Origin of the sequence: Pseudomonas sp. Marseille-P9899, from assembly GCF_903166565.1 — a bacterium.
Lineage (GTDB): Bacteria > Pseudomonadota > Gammaproteobacteria > Pseudomonadales > Pseudomonadaceae > Aquipseudomonas > Aquipseudomonas huaxiensis.
The window spans coordinates 2131455-2151808 of record NZ_CAESCG010000001.1; the positions used below are offsets into that span (position 1 = coordinate 2131455).

The window sequence follows — 20354 nt, forward strand, 5'->3', positions numbered from 1 at the left end:
AGCGTGAAAGAAGGACCATCAGGCGCCGCGTTGTGCCTCACGGGCGGCGACCTTGGCGCGGGTCAGCGGCAGCAGTTCGCGGCCATAGTCCTCGGCGTCGTTGACCGGGTCGAAACCGCGAATGAGGAAGGTGGTCACGCCAAGGTCGTAGTAGGCCAGCAAGGCATCGGCCACCTGCTCCGGAGTGCCGACCAGCGCGGTGGAGTTGTGCCCGCCGCCGACCAGCGCGGCGATGCCGGTCCACAGACGCTCATCGACCCGCTCGCCCTGGGCGACGGTGTCCAGCAGGCGCTGGGCGCCGACGCTCTGCGGCTTGTTGGCGATCACCGGGCCAGAGCGCTCAAGACGCTGGCGGGCGGTGGTGAGGATGGCGTCGGCCTTGGCCCAGGCGGCGTCTTCGGTGTCGGCGATGATCGGCCGGAACGACACGCTGAACTGGATTTCACGCCCGTGCCGCGCCGCTTCGGCGCGCACGGCGGCGATGGTCTCGCGGGTCTGCTCCAGCGACTCGCCCCACAGCGCGAAGACATCGGCGTGCTTGCCGGCCACTTCCAGTGCCGCCTGCGACGATCCACCGAAATACACCGGCAGGTGCGGTTTCTGCAGCGGCTTGATCGCCGAGAAAGCGTTTTGCGCCTGATAGAACGTGCCGTGGTGGTCGAACGGCTGCTCTTCGGTCCAGACCTTGCGCACCACCTCGAGGAATTCATCAGTGCGGGCGTAGCGCTGGTCGTGCTCCAGATAGTCGCCGTCCTTGCGCTGCTCGCCGTCGTTGCCGCCGCTGATCACGTGCACCGCCAGGCGGCCGTCAAGCAACTGCTCCAGCGTCGCCAACTTGCGCGCAGCCAGGGTCGGGGCAACAAAGCCGGGACGGTGGGCCAGGAGGAAATTGATCCGCGACGTCGACAAACCGGCCAGCGCGGTGACCAGAAAACCGTCCGGCTGATCCGACCAGTAGCCCACCAGCAGACGGTCGAAACCGGCGTCTTCGTGCACCTGGGCAAAGCGGGTGATGTACGCCTTGTCGAAGATCGGGCCGCTGGCGTCGAGGGTTTCCGAAGACAGGCGATGGCCGATCATGCCGATGAATTGAACGCTCATGCTGGGGGGCTCCTTGAGGCGGTTGAGAAAGCTTGATGGTTATAGAAGGCGCTTTCTTCAAAACGAACGCTTATAAGCTAACGATCAGCTCCTCCGTTGTGAAATTCTTTTCCGGCATAAGCTAATATAAAAAATAAAGAATAATATTTGATCTTTAAAATTCTCTTTACGCATATTAGCTTATGCAGAATTTGAATTTTGAGAATCATCTGGCGGTTGCTAGGGTTCTCGAAAACCGCAGCCTGAGCCCTGAATCATGACCGAACCGCTACGCTTGGACCGCCTTCGCCAGTTCATCGGTAACCTCGCCGAATTGCTCGACCAGGAAACCGAGGAAGCCGCCATTCTCGACCGTGGCCAGAACCTGTTGCAGCAACTGGTCGCCCATGACGACTGGCTGCCCGAGGATCTGGCGCAACCCGATCCCACCCGTTACCAGCAGTTCCTGCTGCATGCCGATTCGCGCCAGCGCTTTTCCGTGGTCAGCTTCGTCTGGGGCCCGGGCCAGAGCACGCCGATCCACGACCACCGGGTCTGGGGCCTGATCGGCATGTTGCGCGGCGCCGAGTATTCGCAGGGCTTTGCCCGCACCGACAGCGGCGCCTTGATCCCCGCTGGCGAAGCCGTGCGCCTGGCGCCCGGCCAGGTGGAGGCGGTATCGCCGCACATCGGCGACATCCACCAGGTCAGCAACGCCCATGACGATCAGGTCTCCATCAGCATCCACGTTTATGGCGCCAACATCGGCGCGGTAAAACGGGCGGTCTACCTCGCCGACGGTAGCGAAAAGCCCTTTATCTCCGGTTACTCCAACACCCGCTTGCCCAATATCTGGGACCTGTCCAAAGAGAACCCCGCCCCATGAGCACCGCGACTACCCGCTCCTACGCCGAGCTGCGCCAGCACTTGCTGGCCAAGCATGAACTCGCCCTGATCGATGTGCGCGAAGAAGCGCCCTTCGCCCTGGAGCACCCGCTTTTCGCGGCCAATATTCCCTTGTCGAAACTGGAAATCGAGGTCTACGCCCGGGTGCCCCGGCGCGACACCCAGGTGACCGTGTATGACGACGGCGAAGGCCTTGCCGCCCTCGCCGCCGAACGTCTGCTGGCCCTCGGTTACACCGACGTCGCCGTGCTCGACGGCGGTCTGGCCGGCTGGCGCGAGGCTGGCGGCGAACTGTTCCGTGACGTCAACGTGCCGAGCAAGGCCTTTGGCGAACTGGTCGAAAGCCAGCGCCATACGCCGTCGCTGGCAGCCGAGGAAGTCCAGCAACTGCTGGACGACAAGGCCGACGTGGTGGTGCTGGACGCCCGCCGCTTCGACGAATACCAGACCATGAGCATCCCCGGCGGCATCAGCGTGCCGGGCGCCGAACTGGTGTTGCGCGTCGCCGAACTGGCGCCGGACCCGGCCACCCGGGTCATCGTCAACTGCGCCGGCCGCACCCGCAGCATCATCGGCACCCAGTCGCTGGTGAACGCCGGCATCCCCAACCCGGTGTCGGCCCTGCGCAACGGCACCATCGGCTGGACCCTGGCCGGGCAGAAACTGGCTCACGGTCAGTCGCAGCGCTTCGCGTCCGTCAGCGCCGATACCCGCGCCAGCGCGGCCAACCGTGCCCGCGCCGTGGCCGATAAAGCCGGCGTGGCGCGTCAGTCCAAAGGCGGCCTGAACGCCTGGCAGGCAGAAAGCAACCGCACCACCTACCTGTTCGACGTGCGCACCCCGGAGGAATACGCCGAAGGCCATCTGCCGGGCAGCCGCTCGGTGCCGGGCGGGCAACTGGTGCAGGAAACCGACCACACCGCCAGCGTGCGCGGCGCGCGGATCGTCCTGCTCGACAACGACGGCGTGCGCGCCAACATGAGTGCTTCGTGGCTGGCGCAGATGGGCTGGCAGGTGGCGGTGCTGGACGGTCTGGAAGCGGCCGACTTCAGCGAAACCGGCGAATGGCAGGTACCGCTACCCGCCCTGCCCCAGCCGCCGTCGATCCAGTCCGCGCAACTGCAGACCTGGCTGGACGAAGGCGACACCGTGCTGCTGGACTTCACCACCAGCGCCAACTACGTGCAGCGGCATATTCCCGGCGCGCACTGGGCGATCCGCGCGCAACTGGCGCAGGCGCTGGAAAAATTGCCTGTGGCCGAGCGTTATGTGGTCACTTGCGGCAGCAGCCTGCTGGCGCGTTTTGCTGCCGTGGATTTGCAGGCGCTGACGCGCAAGCCGGTGTTCTTACTAGAAGGCGGCACGGGCCGCTGGATCGCCGAAGAGCGTCCGCTGGAGCATGGCGAAACGAGCCTCGCGGTACCGCGCAGTGACCGTTATCGCCGGCCTTATGAAGGGACTGATAACCCGCGTGAAGCGATGCAGGGGTATCTGGATTGGGAGTTTGGGCTGGTCGAGCAGTTGGGGCGGGATGGGACGCATGGGTTTTATGTGATTTGACGTAGTGGGAGAGAGTTTCGCCAAGGCCGTCAGGTGCATGACGGCACCAATGAAATCGAGCGCCGCACCGACGGCGCTCGATTTCAGTAACAATCAGTCAGGCCTGCTGCATGAACGCCAGGCGCGCCGCAAAACCAATCAGCAATCCCCCAAACAGCCAGCGCTGCATGCGCTGTGCTGTCGGGTTTCGCTCAAGCCAACCGCCGATCCAGGTTCCAGCTAGCGCGTAACTGCTGTCGAACACGAAGCCTACCCCCACCAGCACCAAGCCGAGCAGCGCAAACTGCGTCGTCACCGGCTCCGCGTCAGGCGTGATGAATTGAGGCAACAGCACTGAGCAGAACAACAGCGCTTTGGGATTGAGCAGGTTGGTCAGCACACCCCGTTGAATCGCCGATCGCAAGGGCGCTGCCTGAAGCTGTTTACCGGTGCCGGCCAATGAGGCGAACGCGCCCGGTTTGAACAGGTGCACCCCCATCCACAACAAATAGGCCGCTCCTGCGATACGCACCACATCGAATGTCCAGGGCGCCACCTTGAACAGCGTCGCCAGGCCCATCGCCGCCAACGCCACATGACAGCCACGGGCGATGGCCAGGCCCACTGCCGTCGCCAGTGCCGCCGCTCGCCCCTGACTTGCGCCGGTCTGTAGCAGCAAGATCATGTCGGGGCCGGGCATCAGGAAAATCATGGCTAATGCCAACAGATACAACCCTGGGTTCTCCATTGCTCGGTACTCCGTCTGATTGAGCGCTGGACGGAAGTCTAACGCTCAACCCCGGGGCAAGTGCTTGCGTCTTCAACCCCATAGATGGCTAGAATTGGCATGTTCTACCAATCCTGATTTTCAAAAAGGCCTGATATGCCAAAAACCAAACTCGACGCCTACGACCGCCGTATTCTGGCGGCCCTTCAGCGCGACGGCCGCCTGACCAATGTGCAGTTGGCGGACGAAATAGGCCTGTCGGCCTCACCTTGCCTGCGCCGCGTGCGTCACTTGGAGCAGGCGGGCGTGATTCGGGGTTATCAGGCGAGCCTCGATCCTGATGAAGTCGGGCTGGGATTGACGGTGTTTGTCGGCATCAAGGTCGAGCGTCATCACGAAAAAGAAGCGGAGAACTTCCGCGAAGCGGTGTTGGCGCTACCGGAAGTGATTTCCGCTTTTCTTGTGTCAGGTGAGTCTGACTTTCTGCTGCACGTGGTCGTACCTGACTTGCGCGGGTACGAACGTTTTCTTACGGGGACCTTGCTCAAGTTGCCGGGAGTGAGTGATATCCGCAGCAACTTTGCGATACAGACGGTCAAGGCGCAAAGTCCGCTGCCGCTTGGTCATTTGCCTGATTGAGGGGCGTGCATTCAAGAGCGACGCCGCGAGAGTTCTTGAATATTTGAGGGTCCGCACGTTCATAAACTTCATAGAACGCAACTGCCAGATCTCGCTTACACATCATTAAGGACAATGCATGCCCCTGATTTCGCAACGCGTAGAGCAAGCTCGTAGCGGCACTAACGATAAGGTAATTTGCCGAATGGCCTCAGGGTGGGCAGTCATGGGGGACGTCCAATTTTTACAGGGTTACTGCCTGTTGCTACCCGACCCCGTTGTCCCTAGCCTCAACGATCTGAGTGCCGAGGCCAGAGTAACCTACCTGCTAGATATGGCCCGCCTTGGAGACGCGGTCTTGGAGGCGACCGGGGCACTTCGCGTGAACTACGAAATTTTGGGAAATACTGAGCCAGAATTGCACTGCCACATCTTTCCCCGTTTCGCCTCGGAGCCGGAGCACCGTCGCAAAATGCCCGTATGGTTTTATGACTGGAAAACAGCGACGCCCTACGATGAGCAGGCGCATGGTGAACTGCGCAAGAGAATTGCTCAGTTATTGAATTCACCAAGCCACAGCGTGGAACGTGCCTGATTTACAGGAGTAAATAATCTGCAGCTTCTGGCCGATAGCAGCCCTTCGCATGAGGCCGCTATCGGTCGATAGCTGCAGTTCGCGAGCGCGCCCCTTTCGCGACCCCGTACCTAGTTCGCGGGCAAGAGGATCACGAAGTTCTTTTTCATGTCTTCCAGCACGGTCCATTTGCCCTTGGCGCCCGGTTCGATAATGAACGTGTCGCCAGCGGCCAGTGTGATGGGGGCGCAACCCTCAAGCTCGATGACGCAGCGCCCACTCAGAACATGGCAGAACTCCCAAACTTTGTAGTCGATGCGCCACGCTCCGGTGCTGGCTTCCCATTCTCCGGAAATGCGACCTTGCTGTTCATCGTGATAGTACTTGGACGTCAGCGTATGAGGGGTACCTTCCAGGACCTCTTCAAAAAAGGGAAGGTCGCGCACCGGTTGGATATCCAGTTCGCGGAACACGGTCAATGTCTTGTTCATGGCTTTTTCTCCAGCACGTTGTGGGTAGGGCGATACATCAAATAGGCTTCACCGGTTACGCCCAGCATCGGGTGCGGAACGATTTGGCAGGTTTTAACAATTTGAAAACCGTGACGTTCGTAGAAGCGGCGGGCGCCGTGGTTTTCTGCATAATCGATCAGGCATAGCCCATCCAGGCCAGAGTCCTCAGCGCGCTGCTGGGCGTGGCGAAGAAACTCGACGCCCAGCCCTTGGCTACGCCAGGCCTCATCCAGAGCCAGACTGGATATGTACAAGGTGTCGGGTATTTCCATATCGGAATAAGGCGCGAGGACCGGGTCTGTCTCAACAGGCCTGTCGGGGGTCTCGTACAAGGCATAGCTATGCATCATGCCGATCACGCGCCCTTCGCAAGTGGCCATCAAGCAGTTCTTGTAGGAAAAGTCGCCCTGCTCCCTGGCATAGCGAGACGCACCGACACTCAGCAGTGCTTCTCCCGGTGCGGCAAGCTTGCTCCATATGTAATCGGCCATGCCCTCCGATGTCAGTTGAAAGAAGCGCGCAATATCGAGCGCGTCCGAGGCTTGAGCGGGTCTGAAATCGATAGGCACGTACAGTGCTCCCATGGGATCGGGTGGTTAGTTCTCAAGGATTGCGCCTTTGACAGGGTGGCAGGCTAGGCGGTTTGAACGGTTCCCATCATTCTCTGGGCGAACATCGTCAGCACGGCGTGCGACGCTGCCCCATGCTCAAAGGCACGTGGCCGTCTAATGGCTCAGGCCTGGGGAATTGATCGTGCAGTTGTCGGAGGTTGTGAGGCGAGAAGCGGGGCGATGTGCACCTCCATGGCGGGATGGCAGGAAGCAAAGCAGGTTTTTTTCCAGATGGGATCGTATTTCGCGAAAGGGCGGCTGTCGGCCAGGAGCGGAAGCCACGCCCACCTCCTGGATATTCGAATTGCGCTAACGTTGTGGTCTCACCTGCCGAAAAACTTACGATGTCTGGGAGACATCACTCATGTATGCCGGCAAACGCCGCGCTGTTAACAAGGAAAACGTTCGTTTAATCATCGACACCTCTCAATAATCGCCTGGATTACCTATCGATTACTCCCGCCGTAAGGTGTCGACGATCGACGTTTCAAACGATAGGACTCACCTCGTGAAATGGCATTTTCTGTTCACTCCATTCGTGGCATTGGCGACCTGCACCAGCAGTTTTGCTGCCACCCCTGCCCTGCAAACCTTTCTCGCTTGCGATGCGGACTCTTTGGCTGTCATCAATCAGCCAGGCCTCAAGGAGCAGGTTTCAAGCTCTCTGGACAACGGCAAAATCAAGCTTATCGGCGGTACTAAAACCGAGAGTGGCCAGCGCTGGGTTTTCGAAAAGCCTGTCACACTCGATGGCGTCGCATTGACTGGCTTTTTCGCCGAGGACCAGGAGTTGATGGGCTCTCGTATCATCGGCTGGGGGTTCTATACCCAACAGAGCCCGAGCGAACTCTATGCCCAGCTAAACAAGATGCCGGGAAGCAATCTGGAGGAAGTCAACGGGATCTACGCACGTCCGCAAATATGGTCGCACAAGCAATCTGCCTGGGTGCCAGAAAGCGGCGATGACACCGCAGGCAAGTTGGTGACCGATACGGCGGAACGGATATTGATGGTGGAACCTGCTCCACAGGATTTGCCCAAAGCCAGCAAAGGCATGATCACCTGTTCGATTCAAGGCACGGTCAACCCTGAAATCCTCAAAGGCACCCGGCCTGATCTGATCAAATAAATCGACCCGTGAGACCCAGTCCTGCAGAACTGGGTCATTTCTATGCTGGCGGTAACAGTCAATTTACCGGGGCGATGTACAACCACCAACTGCTTATCGGTTAATGTACAGGCTCTTCATCTTCATACCGCCGCGCATTCTTTTGACCCCCGGTTCCATGTCCGCAGGGCATGCGCCTTGAAAGATGCCATTGATGATGGTGTGCTGCGTCTTAGCTTTCCCGTTTAAGTCAAATGAAGTATCGGCCGTTAGCACGTACGACTTTGCAAGATCGCCCCTGAACGAGCCTGCCAGCTTCGCGTCTGGGCAGCTTGATTCGAAATTGTAGCCGTCGCCGTTGCCGCTTTCCGATTCGATCTTGCATTCCTGTTCGAAGTTGGACCATAAGTCGTCCTCGATCAGCCTGTCCTTTTGCTGATCGACGCAAATCTCCCAGGAAAACGGCGAGGTTGCCGGTGTTACCTTCCACAAACCTGAGGCACGTTGAAGTCGCTGGGAAGGTTCTACGGCCGCTGCCGGCAATATGACTGCAAGCGTTATAACGGGAAGCCACAAAAACATGGCGGAATACTTCATCACGATTCCTTTCTGTAAAGCATTAAAGTGAGCACCGAAACGCAAGCGTGTTGTGCCATTAATTTATGGTGTTCGTTCTCGTTTGAGAAGTAGACATCACCAATACCATCGTTACATTACAGGTCATCTTGCCATCGGCCCAGCAGACGTGAACTGCTGCATTGCCAGCCCATCCATGTACTCATGCCAAATGTGCTTTTCCATAGTAAGCCTCCAGCCAACCCGTCTTGCATGGCTAATTTGGACGCCACCTGTGCGGCAGTAGCTCCGTAATCTCACCCGCCCGCTGCCTTAGCCTGCTGACCTCACACCCTCTCAGGCTTGAGAGGGCGCATGACTCTACGAAATCCCAAGCAACTCACGCCTTACCTGCAAGGCTATAGCCGCATAGCCCTTCTTAGGGCGAAAAAGGGGACCGCGAAAAGGGGACAGATTTATTTCTCAACCACTCAACCAAGAAATAAATCCGTCCCCTCTTCCCGTCCCCGTTCCCCCTTGCTTTTGCCATTTTCCAGTCAATCTTTCTGATTGCGAGCCCAACCGAAGAACCTTCTAGACCGATAAGCGGGCCTGCTGCCACTCGCTCCAACAATTCTCTGGTGCAATGTCTGGATAACCGCGTTCTTCTTCCATCGCGAACGCAGCACTCACGGGCACTGCTATACAAGTGGCGTTATCGCGAATCTCAAGCACTTCCGCCTCATTGAGCGGTGAACCTTTTCGATGTTCCGCCGCCTTCAGCAGGACGACGAGGGCAGGTATACAAACCAGACAGAGTGGATCGGTTGACATGGGGCTATCTCAAGCGGGAAGAAGACAGGGTGCAAGTTTCAGAGACTGAGACAGAACGTAAAACCTCACCTGAAAAATCAATACCCAACGATATTCGCAGCACTATCCAAGCTGATAATCCAGCCAAATACGATGCGTACCATCAGCATCGATCTTAATCCCGCCCGCCCCCGATATCCCTTGCAAATACCCTGTCCCACTACCAGCAACTATGCTGAAAAACTCATCTGCGCGATTGGTGCCCGTAGTAGACGCGGAATGAATGAAGTTGAAAGCCCCCTGCCGACCATTCACCGTTCCGTCGAAACTTTCGAGCGCTATATAGCTGCCCGTTCTGGTGGTTGGGTCGAAGGCAGCGGTGAAGACCGTGGAAGACGTACCGCTTATGTCACCCGAATAGATTTTCTCCATGGTGCTGACGGACACGGGCAAGGCGGTGGTGATTTCCGGCACCGGCGAAACGCCTGTCGGGGTGAAATCTCGGGTGGAAAACGTGGCTGATGCTTCCATGCGGGCTTGTCTCTGTCCTGATGAGTTAGGGCCTTACTTTACTCGCGGCACAACAGCATCCTCAACCCGTCGAAACCCAAACCATCGTCTGCACCAAGATATGCGGATGACTGTGCAAAGGCTCCCACTCATCGATAAACGAAAAACCCTGCTTCAAATACAAATTCGCGGCCCTGGCGTTCTCAGGCGAGACGTCCAGAAAGACCCGCTCATACCCCCGCTCCAAAGCCCGAGACTTCACCGCCTCGACCAACAGCCCCGCCGCTCCTGAACCCCGACCCACGGGCGCAACCCACATTCCAATCAGGTTAAAACGCCCCGCATCACTGATCGCAGCGCCAATCATGCCAATGGGTTCGTCGCCGTCAAACGCCAGCCAAAATTGCGTTCCCTGCGAAGACGCACGCGCTTGCCACTCTTCGTCGGTGTAGGCAGCAGCAGTCTGGTGACTTACGCCAAATGCGGTCGGGGCATCAAGAAGCGCGGCCAGACGGACGTACTTCAGGAGCATCCAGTCTTTTGTTTCGGTGAGTCGGATGTGCACGAGCAGTCGTTCTCCATAACATTCAATTCACTGGGTCACCCGAATCATGGGCTCGATCCGGGCAACAACACGAACGGCCCACTGTAGCCGAACCCGCTTTACATCAGTTGCACGCGTCAGATGAGACCACCCAGAAACCCCGCTCCAAACGCCCGCCACCAGATTTCTTGTATACAAAATAAAAAAATCCTGTTTACACTAATCCACGCCTACGACATCGGTAATCGCCGATGCGTATTGCGACGGTCTTAGCCATGCAACACCGACACTTGCTCGCCCCCCTCGAGCGTCATCTCCGAATGTCGTTCATCTTTGTCCCCCTCCTCGTCCCCTTGGCTACGGCCAATCGCGACTCGCAGGACGGCCCGGACCTGTTACCCAATACCTTTCGCCACCGCCTGAGCCCGCCAAGCATCTCTCCTTGCGCCGAGCCCAGGCGTGCGTTCGTGCACTGATCGAGTCCACCGGCAACGCCGTAGCTCCCTACAGCGCCGGGCGGCACGGGCTTTGCTCGAGTCGCTGACCGGGTGCCGGTACACATTCCCGTTGAAAACAAGACTCCCAACAGGAGAGGAACACCCATGCCCAAGACATTACTGGTCAAGAACGCCGAACTTCTGGTGACGATGGACGGCGAACGCCGCGAGATCAAACGCGGTGGCCTGTACATCGAGGACAACGTGATCAAGCAGGTCGGCCCCAGCGATGAGCTGCCGCAGCACGCCGATGTGATCCTGGACATGACCGGCAAGGTGGTCATCCCCGGCCTGGTCAACACCCACCACCACATGTACCAGAGCCTCACCCGCGTGGTGCAGGCGGCGCAGGACGGCGAGCTGTTCAACTGGCTGACCAACCTGTATCCGATCTGGGCACGCCTGACGCCGGAAATGATCGCGGTGTCGACTCAAACCGCGATGGCCGAGCTGATTCTGTCGGGCTGCACCACCTCCAGCGACCACCTGTACATCTACCCCAACGGCTGCAAACTGGACGACAGCATCCACGCCGCCGGGGAAATCGGCATGCGCTTCCACGCCGCCCGCGGCAGCATGAGCGTCGGCCGCAGCCAGGGCGGCCTGCCGCCTGATTCGGTGGTCGAGAAGGAAAGCGACATCCTCAAGGAGTCCCAGCGCCTGATCGAGGATTATCACGACGCCAGCCACGGCTCGATGCTGCGCGTGGTGGTTGCGCCCTGCTCGCCGTTCTCGGTCAGCCGCGACCTGATGCGCGAAGCGGCGGTGCTGGCGCGCCAGTACGGCGTGTCGCTGCACACCCACCTCGCGGAAAACGTCAACGACATCGCCTACAGCCGCGAAAAATTCGGCATGACCCCTGCCGAATACGCCGAAGACCTCGGCTGGGTCGGCCATGACGTCTGGCACGCCCACTGCGTGCAACTCGACCAGCACGGTATTGAGCTGTTCGCCCGCACCGGCACCGGCGTCGCCCACTGCCCGTGCTCGAACATGCGCCTGGCCTCGGGCATCGCGCCGATCCGCAAGATGCGCGACCACGGCGTGCCGGTCGGCCTGGGGGTCGACGGTTCGGCGTCCAACGACGGCGCCAGCATGATCGGCGAAGTGCGCCAGGCCCTGCTGTTGCAGCGCGTCGGTTTCGGCCCGGATGCGATGACCGCTCGCGAGGCGCTGGAAATCGCCACGCTGGGCGGCGCCAAGGTGCTCAACCGCAATGATATCGGCGCCTTGGCGCCGGGCATGATCGCCGACTTCGTGGCCTTCGACCTGGGCCATGTGTCCTACGCCGGCGCCCATCACGATCCGCTGGCGGCGCTGGTGTTCTGCACGCCGACCCAGGTTCACACCAGCGTCATCAACGGCCGCGTGGTGGTCAAGGATGGTCGCATCACCACCATCGACCTGCCGCTGGTACTCGAACGCCACAACCAACTGGCCCGCCAGTTGGTCATCGGCGAATAACCCACCCCGGCCGCTGCGCCCGCAACGGCGCAGCAGCCGGATCACTGCTGCCTTGCCTTCACCGTATTCATCCCGTGCGACTGAGACCGTGCTGTTAGACGCATCAAAAAAACAAAAGCGAGCTATTCACCATGACTTCTCCTGCTTCATCCCTCCCGGAAGACGAGAACCTCGGCGTCGGCGCCAACCTGGCCTACGGTCTTCAGCATGTGCTGACGATGTATGGCGGCATGATCGCCGTGCCGCTGATCATCGGCCAGGCTGCCGGCCTGAGCGCCACCGACGTGGGCCTGCTGATTGCCGCGTCGCTGTTCGCCGGTGGCCTGGCCACCCTGCTGCAGACCCTCGGCATCCCCTTCTTCGGCTGTCGCCTGCCGTTGGTGCAAGGGGTGTCGTTCGCCAGCGTCGCGACCATGGTCGCCATCATCGGCAATAACGGCACTGGCGGTTTGTCAGTGGTGTTCGGCGCGGTGATGGTGTCGTCGTTCGTCGGCCTGCTGATCACGCCGGTGTTCTCGCGCATCATCAAGTTCTTTCCGCCGCTGGTCACCGGGATCGTGATCACCACGATCGGCCTGACCCTGATGCCGGTCACGGCACGCTGGGCCATGGGTGGCAACAGCCAGGCCGCCGACTTCGGCAGCACGGCCAACATCTCCCTGGCGGCGTTCACCCTGGCCACGGTGTTGCTGCTGAGCAAGCTGGGCAGCGCCAGCCTCTCGCGCCTGTCGATTCTGCTGGCGATCCTTATCGGCACCCTGGTGGCGATGGCCTTTGGCATGGCTGATTTCTCCAAGGCCTTCGACGGTCCGCTGGTTGCGCTGCCCGGCATCCTGCCGATGGGCGCTCCGGAATTTCAGCTCGCGGCCATCCTGTCGATGCTGATCGTGATCGTCGTGACCATGGTCGAGACTTCGGCGGACATTCTCGCCGTCGGCGAAATCATCGACACCAAGGTCGACTCCAAACGCCTCGGCAACGGCCTGCGTGCCGACATGATTTCCAGCGCCCTGGCGCCGCTGTTCGGCTCGTTCACCCAGAGCGCCTTTGCGCAGAACGTCGGTCTGGTGGCGGTGACTGGCGTCAAGAGCCGCTACGTGGTGGCCTATGCGGGGATGATTCTGGTAGTGCTGGGGTTGCTGCCGGTGATGGGGCGGCTGGTTGCCGCCGTACCTACCGCAGTTCTCGGTGGCGCCGGCGTGGTGCTGTTCGGCACCGTTGCCGCCAGCGGCATTCGCACCCTGGCGCAGGTCGACTATCGCAACAACATGAACCTGATCATCGTGGCCACCTCGATCGGCTTCGGCATGATCCCGATCGCCGCGCCGAGCTTCTATCACCACTTCCCGGCGTGGGTCGAAACCATCTTCCACTCCGGCATCAGCTCGTCGGCGATCATGGCGATCCTGCTCAACCTGCTGTTCAACCACCTGCGGGCGGGCAACTCGGACAATCAGTCAGTGTTCGCCGCTGCCAGTGAGCGCACCTTGCGCTACACGGACATCTCCGGTCTGAACGATGGCGACTTCTTCCGCGACGGCAAGCTGTTTGACTGCGACGGCAAGGAAGTGCCGATCGTGGAAAGCGACGAGGCGCATGAGCATGGTCATGCTCCGCGTAAGAGGAGTGTCGAGCAGGTGCACTGAGCCAGCCTGTCTCTCTGTAGGAGCGAGCTTGCTCGCGATGCGTCGGTGAATTCACCGATGCCTTCGCGAGCAAGCTCGCTCCTACAGGAGGGGGGGCGCCGTATTTCTGCTACGGCGCAGGGTTCGGCTGTTCTACGTGGATCGCTTCGATCCCGCGCAGCAACTCTTCGGTCAAGTTCACCTCAACGCTGCCCAGGTTGCTGTGCAACTGCTCAAGGGTCGTCGCGCCGATGATGTTGCTGGTCACAAACGGCCGGCTGGTGACGTAGGCCAGCGCCAGTTGCGCCGGATCAACACCGTGCTCCTGCGCCAATGCCACGTAGGCTGCGGTCGCACGTTCCACCTGCGGATTGTTGTAGCGCTGGAAACGATCAAACAGGGTCAGGCGCGATTTCGCCGGCTGCGCGCCGTTCAGGTATTTGCCCGACAACACACCAAACGCCAGCGGCGAATACGCCAGCAGGCCCACCTGCTCGCGAATGGAAATCTCCGCCAGGCCCACTTCGTAGCTGCGGTTCAGCAGGCTGTAGGGGTTCTGGATCGACACCACGCGCGGCCAGCCACGGGTCTCGGCCAGGTGCAGGAAACGCTGCACGCCCCACGGCGTCTCGTTGGACAGGCCGATCTGGCGCACCTTGCCCGAGGCCACCAGGTCGGCCAGCACTTCCAGGGTGTCTTCGATGGCGACGGCTTCATTGTCGTCAGCGTCGTGCACGTAGCCAAGCTGGCCGAAGAAGTTGGCCTGGCGATCCGGCCAGTGCAGTTGATAAAGGTCCAGGTAATCGGTTTTCAGACGCTTCAGGCTTTCTTCCAGCGCCGCGGTGATGTTGGCGCGGTTGAGGCGGGTATTGCCGGCACGGATGTGGTCGATACGGTGCGGGCCGGCCACTTTGCTCGCCAGTACCCACTGGTCGCGGCCACCGAAACGCTCGAAGTAGTTGCCGATGATCCGCTCGGTTTCGCCGTAGGTCCGGGCGATCGGCGGCACCGGGTACATCTCGGCGGTGTCGAGGAAGTTGACCCCGGCCTCGCGGGCCACGCGGATCTGTTCGAAGGCTTCGGCCTCACTGTTCTGCTCGCCCCAGGTCATGGTGCCGAGGGCGATGGCGCTGACTTCGATTCCGCTGTTGCCCAGTTGACGCTTTTCCATGAATCACTCCTTGGTTGATAACGGCGAAGGCCGCTGGCACCCCGAGAGGTGCCAGCGGCCCTGGATCGGTGACGGTATCAGCGCTGCACGGCGGGCTTGAAAAGCTCCACGGCGCTGGCGTCGATCTTGCGCGGCAGCAGGCCCTGGGCAAAGAACACATCGGCGATCTGCTGCTGCTCGGCGAGGTTGTCGGCCTGCACCGGCTGCACATCATAACTGCGTCGGCCATTGGCTTGCTCGACCGTGGCCACATCCAGGTTACCCCACAGCGGCCCGAGCACCTTGGCGGCGTCGGTCGGGTTGGCCTTGATCCACTTGCCCGCCTTGCTCAGCGAGCTGAACAAGGTGTTGAGCACTGCGGGGTGGGCCTTGGCGTAATCGCTGGACGCCAGATAATAGCGCTGATAGTTGGACAGGCCCTCGCCATTGCTCAAGACCCGCGCATGTTGCTGGCGCTGGGCGCTGGCGACAAACGGGTCCCAGGTGACCCAGGCATCCACCTTGCGGTTCTCGAACGCGGCACGGCCATCGGCCGGAATCAGGTAGGCCGGCTGGATGTCGCTGAAGTTCAATCCGGCCTTGGCCAGGGCCTGTATCAGCAGGTAGTGGCTGCCGGCGGCCTTGGTCACGGCGATCTTCTTGCCCTTGAGGTCAGCCAGGCTTTTCAGCGGCGAATCGGCCGGCACCAGAATGGCCTGGGCCAACGGCGACGGGGTTTCCCGGGCGAAGTAGGTCAGCTTGGCACCCGCGGCCTGGGCGAACACCGGCACGGTGTCGGCGACGTCCGCCGAGACATCGACGTTGCCCAGGTTGAGCGCTTCGAGCAGCGGAAGACCGCTGGCGAATTCATGCCAGGAGACGGTGATGCCCTGCCCGGCCAGTTGTTTTTCCAGATCGCCCTGGGCCTTGAGCAGGGTCAGCAGGGTCGAGGATTTCTGGTAGCCGATGCGCAGGGTTTCTTCGGCGCTGGCCGTGCCGACAAGACTGGCGCCAAGCACCACGGCGGCGGCCAGCCGGTACAGACGCTGGAATGGAATCATGCGGGAAGCTCCGGTTTCAGTGGGTTTGGGTCAGGGTGGCAGCAGCCGGCAGGACGAAGCCGCTGGCAAACGTCGGTTTCACATCGAGGCGTTCGGCGATCAGGCCGTGGGCCTGGTAGAAGTCGGCGGTTTCCTGTTGCTCGCCGATGGTCTTGGCGTCCACCGCCTGCCAGCGCAGTTGCCGGCGTTCGAACTGCAGGCGCGCGGCCTCCACCGGGAAGCCGATGATCTGCGCCAGGGTTTTCGAATAGCTGTCGAGGTTGTGGTTGGCCCAGTCCTGGGCCTTGGCCAGGCGTGTCAGGTAATCCTGCAGGGCATCGCGGCGGGCCGGGTCGGCCAGGGCCTTGTCGGTGGCGGCGAGGAAACTGTTGCCACTGGACAGGCCGCGGCCATTGACCAGCACCCGGCCCTGCCCGCTCAGCTCGGCCAGCGCGGTGTAGGGCTCCCAAGTGGCCCAGGCATCCACCGAGCCGTTGGCCAGGGCGACCTTGGCGTCCACCGGGCCGAGGAAACGGAACTCCACGTCTTTCTCGGTGAGACCAGCGCTGGCCAGGGCCTTGAGCGCCACATAGTGGCCGATGGAGCCGCGCCCGGTGGCGATGCGCTTGCCCTTGAGGTCGGCGGCAGTTTTCAGCGTCGACTTGGGCTCCACCAGCACCGCAGTGCCATAGGCATCGGATTTGTCCACGGCGATGGCCTTGACCTGCGCCCCGGAGGCCAGGGCGAACAGCAGCGGCGCGTCGCCGATGATACCGGCATCGATCGCCCCGGCATTCAGTGCCTCGGCCAGCGGTGCGGCGGCGGGAAACTCGGCCCAGCGGATGTCATAGGGCAAATCGCGCAGGGCATCGGCGGCTTCCAGTTGGGCGCGCATATTGCCTTTCTGGTCGCCGATGCGCAGTTCGAGGCGGTCGGCGGCCAGCACCTGGCCGGCCAGCAGCACGGCGGCGCCAAGCGCCAGAATTCGTTTGAAAGGGATCATCGCGGACACTCCTTGGAGGCTGGACAACAGCCTGTTGTCAGGTTCTGGGTTCCATCCGCCAGTCGCGAATGTCGGTGCACTGTACCGACACCTAAATAATCAGTGAAATGCATTTTGGTCATAACCTAATATGCGAACAATTTTTCAATCTTGTGATTAGCTTAGAACCAGAAAGAATTTTACAGCGCATTACACCGAGCATACGGTCATAAGCCCCGCTGGCATGGATCCGCTGTCCTGGGCGGGGACAACGGCGCTCCCACGGGGCGCCTCCCGTGCGTCTTATGCGATGAGTGCCTGATGAGCCAGTCTTCCGCCACTGCTGTCCCGCTGCACCGGCCGACCCTGTCGGACAGTGCCCCGTCCGGCCTGGACCCGGTCGTTCTTTCGACCATCACCCGCGAGCTGGCGGCCAGTGCCGCCGACTACGACCGCAGTGGTGCCTTCCCCGCCGCCAACTTCGCCTTGCTGCAACGCCATGGCCTGCTCGGCCTGACCGTGCCGAAGGCGCTCGGCGGCGGCGGTGCCGACCTGCCCAGCGCACGCAAGGTGATTGCAGCGGTGGCCAAGGGCGAGCCGTCCACCGCGCTGATCCTGGTGATGCAGTACCTGCAGCATTTCCGCCTGCAGGACGACCAGCGCTGGCCGGCCCACCTGCGCGAGCGACTGGCCCGCGAGGCCGTGGAAAACGGCGCGCTGATCAACGCCTTCCGCGTCGAACCGGAACTGGGCACCCCGGCCCGCGGCGGCCTGCCGGCGACCATCGCCCGGCGTACCGCCGAAGGCTGGCGGCTGTCCGGCACCAAGCTGTACTCCACCGGCAGCCATGGCCTGGAGTGGTATCTGGTGTGGGGCCGCAGCGATGATGCCGACCCGTTGGTGGGCGGCTTCCTGGTGCACAAGGACGCGCCAGGCATCCGTATCGTCGATGAGTGGGACCACCTCGGCATGCGCGCCACCTGCAGCCACCGCGTCGAATTCGACAACGTGCTGCTGCCTCTCGACCACGCCGTCGCGGTCAGCCCGGCCAGCGCGCCGCGCCCGGAGCTGGACGGCGAAGGCCTGGTGTGGATGGCGGTGTTGCTGTCGAGCATCTACGACTCGGTGGCCCAGGCCGCGCGCGACTGGCTGGTGACCTTCCTGCGCAAGCGGGTGCCGTCCAACCTCGGCCAGTCGCTGGCCAGCCTGCCGCGCTTCCAGGAGCGGGTCGGGCGGATCGACACCCTGCTGTTCGCCAACCGCAACCTGCTGGACTCCGCCGCCGCCGGCCTGGTGGACGCGAAGAACGCCGGCCAGCTCAAGCAACTGGTGACGCAGAACGCGATCCAGGCGGTGGAGCTGGCCATCGAGGCCACCGGCAACCCCGGCCTGTCGCGCCATAACCCGCTGGAGCGGCACTACCGCGACGTGCTGTGCAGCCGCATTCACACCCCGCAGGACGACGTGGTGTTCCACGGCACCGGCCGCGCGGCCCTCAGCGAGGAAGCAAGCCAATGAGCACCATCAGCGTGATCGCCAGCCAGCTTGACCCGCAGTCCAACGAATTCATTCGCCAGCAACTGCCCGAGCACCGGGTGCTGGACCTTTCCCCGGATCAATTCAACGCCGAGCGCGCCGACGTGCTGATCGTGCGGCCGATCAATGTGCGTGGCCGTCGCGTCGATCAGCCGCCTGCGGGTTGGCCGTGGTCGCTGCGCTGGGTGCAACTGGTGTCGTCGGGCATCGACTTCTATCCCGACTGGCTGTTCCAGGGCCCGCCGGTCACCAGCGGCAAGGGCAGCAATGCCGAGCAGGTCGCCGAGTTCGCCCTGGCGGCGATTTTCTCGGCGGCCAAGCAGTTGCCGAACATCTGGGTCAAGGACGACGACTGGCGCTTCACCCCGCTGCAACCGGTGCGCGGCAAGACCCTCGGCATCCTCGGCCTGGGCAGTATCGGCCGCGCCCTCGCCGCCAAGGGCCACGCCCTGGGCCTGCGGGTGATCGCCCTGGGCCGGCCGGGTCAGGCGCTGGAAGCCGGCGTGCCGGTCGAGGCGGTGGCTGACCTGCACCAGTTGTTCGCCGAATCCGATCATCTGGTTATCGCCGCGCCCCTCACCGCCCAGACCCGTGGCCTGATCAACCGTGACGTGCTGGCCAGTGCCAAGCCCGGCCTGCACCTGATCAACATTGCCCGCGGCGGCCTGCTCGACCAGCAGGCCCTGCTCGAAGGTCTGGAAGCCGGCTGGATCGGCCGCGCCACCCTCGACGTCACCGAACCCGAGCCGCTGCCCGCCGGCCATCCGCTGTACAGCGACCCGCGGGTATTCATCTCGCCACACACCTGCGCCATTTCCACCGAGGGCATCCGCGGCTTTGCCGAGGATTTCGTTGAGAACTTCCGCCGCTACCACCAGGGCGAAGCGCTGCGCAATCTGGTGGACCACCAGCGCGGCTACTGAACCTGAACCCTCGAACCTTAACCTATGAACTTGACGCGCCGCCTGGCGCGTGGGGAGCACTGCAATGACTGCCGTTTCCGTTCTGACCGTTACCTCCGACCTCGATAGCGTGCGCCAGCGGGTCAGCGCCGAAGAATGGGAGGTGCGGGTCAAACTCGCCGCCGCCTACCGCCTGGCCGCGCTGTTTCGCTGGACCGACCACATCTACACGCACTTCTCGGCGCGGGTGCCCGGCCCGGACGAGCACTTCCTGATCAACGCCTATGGCCTGCTGTTCGATGAAATCACCGCCTCCAACCTGGTCAAGGTGGATGTCGACGGCACGATCATCGACGACCCGCTGGGGCTGGGCATCAACCAGGCTGGCTACGTGATTCACAGCGCCATCCACCGCGCCCGCCCCGACCTCAAGGCGGTGCTGCACACCCACACCCGCGATGGCGCGGCGGTGTCGGCGCAACGCGATGGCCTGCTGCCGCTGTCGCAGCATGCGCTGGCCTATTACAGCCGGGTCGTTTACCACACCTACGAAGGCGTGGCCCTGGACCTGGACGAGCAGGAGCGCCTGGTCGCCCACCTGGGCACCAGCAATATCCTGATCCTGCGCAACCATGGCCTGCTCACCGGTGGCAGCAGTGTCGAACATGCGTTCCGCGAGCTGCACGGCCTGGAGCGCGCCTGCAATATCCAGATCGCCGCGCAGGCGGGCGGCAATGCCGACCTGCTGTTTGCGCCGGAGGCGGCGATCGAGAAAGTGAAGCAGCAGACTGCGGCGTTTCTTGATGGCAACAACCCGGGGATTCAGCGGCATTGGGATGCGCTGATTCGGCAACTGGATCGGGAGGGGGATGGTTACAAGCATTGATTTTCCGTGGTTGGGACCGCTTTGCGGTCCTTCGCGACGGTGCGGCGTCCCGCCAAGCTCGCTCCCACAGGTTCCATGAAGATAGGAGGTCGACTCAGTAAAACCGCCGCGGATCCGAAGCCCCCGCCAGGCTCGCCAACTGGGTCAGCGCAAACCTCAATTCATCCTCGCGGGT

The 20354-nt window shown here is 61.8% G+C and carries 21 protein-coding genes; 10 read left to right on the top strand and 11 right to left on the bottom strand.

Annotated elements, in window-relative coordinates:
- Nucleotides 1-18: 18 nt before the first annotated feature.
- A complete protein-coding gene (locus tag HWV67_RS09155) occupies nucleotides 19-1101 on the bottom strand; it encodes an LLM class flavin-dependent oxidoreductase (protein WP_175650915.1) in 1083 nt (360 codons plus the stop codon).
- 256 nt (nucleotides 1102-1357) lie between these two features.
- Here HWV67_RS09155 and HWV67_RS09160 point away from each other — a divergent pair, with 256 nt between their 5' ends.
- Together HWV67_RS09160 and HWV67_RS09165 are read left to right on the top strand one after the other, a co-directional pair.
- The gene (locus HWV67_RS09160) at nucleotides 1358-1966 is read left to right on the top strand and encodes a cysteine dioxygenase (protein WP_175650916.1); all 609 of its coding nucleotides are present in this window, start codon (nucleotides 1358-1360) and stop codon (nucleotides 1964-1966) included.
- Nucleotides 1963-3546, top strand: a complete 1584-nt coding sequence (locus tag HWV67_RS09165) for a rhodanese-related sulfurtransferase (RefSeq protein WP_175650917.1) — start codon at nucleotides 1963-1965, stop codon at nucleotides 3544-3546. The genes HWV67_RS09160 and HWV67_RS09165 overlap by 4 nt, the downstream gene beginning before the upstream one ends.
- A 97-nt stretch (nucleotides 3547-3643) precedes the next feature.
- Here HWV67_RS09165 and HWV67_RS09170 read toward each other — a convergent pair whose 3' ends face one another.
- Nucleotides 3644-4273 carry a LysE family translocator gene (locus tag HWV67_RS09170; RefSeq protein ID WP_175650918.1) on the bottom strand — a complete coding sequence of 210 codons (630 nt, stop codon included), beginning with the start codon at nucleotides 4271-4273 and terminating at the stop codon, nucleotides 3644-3646.
- Between the two features lie 135 nt (nucleotides 4274-4408).
- Here HWV67_RS09170 and HWV67_RS09175 point away from each other — a divergent pair, with 135 nt between their 5' ends.
- Both HWV67_RS09175 and HWV67_RS09180 read left to right on the top strand, forming a co-directional pair.
- On the top strand, nucleotides 4409-4891 hold the full coding sequence (locus HWV67_RS09175) for an Lrp/AsnC family transcriptional regulator (protein ID WP_175650919.1): 483 nt from the start codon (nucleotides 4409-4411) through the stop codon (nucleotides 4889-4891).
- A gap of 118 nt (nucleotides 4892-5009) precedes the next feature.
- Nucleotides 5010-5465 carry an HIT family protein gene (locus HWV67_RS09180; protein ID WP_175650920.1) on the top strand — a complete coding sequence of 152 codons (456 nt, stop codon included), beginning with the start codon at nucleotides 5010-5012 and terminating at the stop codon, nucleotides 5463-5465.
- 110 nt (nucleotides 5466-5575) lie between these two features.
- On the opposite strand, the gene HWV67_RS09185 is transcribed toward HWV67_RS09180, so the two are convergent.
- Both HWV67_RS09185 and HWV67_RS09190 read right to left on the bottom strand, forming a co-directional pair.
- Complete coding sequence (locus HWV67_RS09185; RefSeq protein WP_175650921.1) at nucleotides 5576-5935, bottom strand: cupin domain-containing protein; 360 nt, start codon at nucleotides 5933-5935, stop codon at nucleotides 5576-5578.
- Nucleotides 5932-6540, bottom strand: a complete 609-nt coding sequence (locus HWV67_RS09190; protein ID WP_175650922.1) for a GNAT family N-acetyltransferase — start codon at nucleotides 6538-6540, stop codon at nucleotides 5932-5934. The genes HWV67_RS09185 and HWV67_RS09190 overlap by 4 nt, the downstream gene beginning before the upstream one ends.
- Before the next feature lie 535 nt (nucleotides 6541-7075).
- Between HWV67_RS09190 and HWV67_RS09195 the strand changes: the two genes are divergently transcribed.
- Complete coding sequence (locus HWV67_RS09195) at nucleotides 7076-7696, top strand: hypothetical protein (protein WP_175650923.1); 621 nt, start codon at nucleotides 7076-7078, stop codon at nucleotides 7694-7696.
- A gap of 93 nt (nucleotides 7697-7789) precedes the next feature.
- Here HWV67_RS09195 and HWV67_RS09200 read toward each other — a convergent pair whose 3' ends face one another.
- The 4 genes from HWV67_RS09200 to HWV67_RS09210 form a co-directional block, all read right to left on the bottom strand.
- The gene (locus HWV67_RS09200) at nucleotides 7790-8272 is read right to left on the bottom strand and encodes a DUF3617 domain-containing protein (RefSeq protein WP_175650924.1); all 483 of its coding nucleotides are present in this window, start codon (nucleotides 8270-8272) and stop codon (nucleotides 7790-7792) included.
- A 552-nt stretch (nucleotides 8273-8824) separates the two neighbouring features.
- On the bottom strand, nucleotides 8825-9064 hold the full coding sequence (locus HWV67_RS31645) for a hypothetical protein (protein WP_256680043.1): 240 nt from the start codon (nucleotides 9062-9064) through the stop codon (nucleotides 8825-8827).
- A gap of 102 nt (nucleotides 9065-9166) precedes the next feature.
- Nucleotides 9167-9574: a DUF3224 domain-containing protein gene (locus HWV67_RS09205; protein WP_175650925.1), complete on the bottom strand. Its 408-nt coding sequence runs from the start codon at nucleotides 9572-9574 to the stop codon at nucleotides 9167-9169.
- A gap of 61 nt (nucleotides 9575-9635) precedes the next feature.
- Complete coding sequence (locus tag HWV67_RS09210) at nucleotides 9636-10118, bottom strand: GNAT family N-acetyltransferase (protein ID WP_175650926.1); 483 nt, start codon at nucleotides 10116-10118, stop codon at nucleotides 9636-9638.
- A gap of 581 nt (nucleotides 10119-10699) precedes the next feature.
- On the opposite strand from HWV67_RS09210, the gene HWV67_RS09215 reads away from it, so the two are divergent.
- Entirely contained in the window at nucleotides 10700-12058 is a 1359-nt protein-coding gene (locus tag HWV67_RS09215) for an 8-oxoguanine deaminase (RefSeq protein ID WP_175650927.1), read from the top strand.
- A 131-nt stretch (nucleotides 12059-12189) separates the two neighbouring features.
- Nucleotides 12190-13704 (top strand): nucleobase:cation symporter-2 family protein, encoded by a 1515-nt coding sequence (locus HWV67_RS09220; protein WP_175650928.1) that lies wholly within the window; start codon nucleotides 12190-12192, stop codon nucleotides 13702-13704.
- Between the two features lie 109 nt (nucleotides 13705-13813).
- On the opposite strand, the gene HWV67_RS09225 is transcribed toward HWV67_RS09220, so the two are convergent.
- From HWV67_RS09225 to HWV67_RS09235, 3 genes are all read right to left on the bottom strand, one after another.
- Entirely contained in the window at nucleotides 13814-14854 is a 1041-nt protein-coding gene (locus HWV67_RS09225) for an NADP(H)-dependent aldo-keto reductase (protein ID WP_095159647.1), read from the bottom strand.
- Nucleotides 14855-14931: 77 nt separating this feature from the next.
- Complete coding sequence (locus HWV67_RS09230; protein WP_175650929.1) at nucleotides 14932-15894, bottom strand: aliphatic sulfonate ABC transporter substrate-binding protein; 963 nt, start codon at nucleotides 15892-15894, stop codon at nucleotides 14932-14934.
- 16 nt (nucleotides 15895-15910) lie between these two features.
- The gene (locus HWV67_RS09235; protein WP_175650930.1) at nucleotides 15911-16876 is read right to left on the bottom strand and encodes an ABC transporter substrate-binding protein; all 966 of its coding nucleotides are present in this window, start codon (nucleotides 16874-16876) and stop codon (nucleotides 15911-15913) included.
- Between the two features lie 300 nt (nucleotides 16877-17176).
- Between HWV67_RS09235 and HWV67_RS09240 the strand changes: the two genes are divergently transcribed.
- The 3 genes from HWV67_RS09240 to HWV67_RS09250 all read left to right on the top strand — a co-directional run bounded on the left by HWV67_RS09240 (nucleotide 17177) and on the right by HWV67_RS09250 (nucleotide 20179).
- Nucleotides 17177-18373: an acyl-CoA dehydrogenase family protein gene (locus tag HWV67_RS09240; protein WP_256680045.1), complete on the top strand. Its 1197-nt coding sequence runs from the start codon at nucleotides 17177-17179 to the stop codon at nucleotides 18371-18373.
- Nucleotides 18370-19314 carry a D-isomer specific 2-hydroxyacid dehydrogenase family protein gene (locus HWV67_RS09245; RefSeq protein ID WP_175650931.1) on the top strand — a complete coding sequence of 315 codons (945 nt, stop codon included), beginning with the start codon at nucleotides 18370-18372 and terminating at the stop codon, nucleotides 19312-19314. Before HWV67_RS09240 ends, HWV67_RS09245 begins: the two co-directional genes overlap by 4 nt.
- Nucleotides 19315-19378: 64 nt before the next feature.
- Nucleotides 19379-20179 (top strand): class II aldolase/adducin family protein, encoded by an 801-nt coding sequence (locus HWV67_RS09250; RefSeq protein WP_175650932.1) that lies wholly within the window; start codon nucleotides 19379-19381, stop codon nucleotides 20177-20179.
- Nucleotides 20180-20354 lie beyond the last annotated feature (175 nt).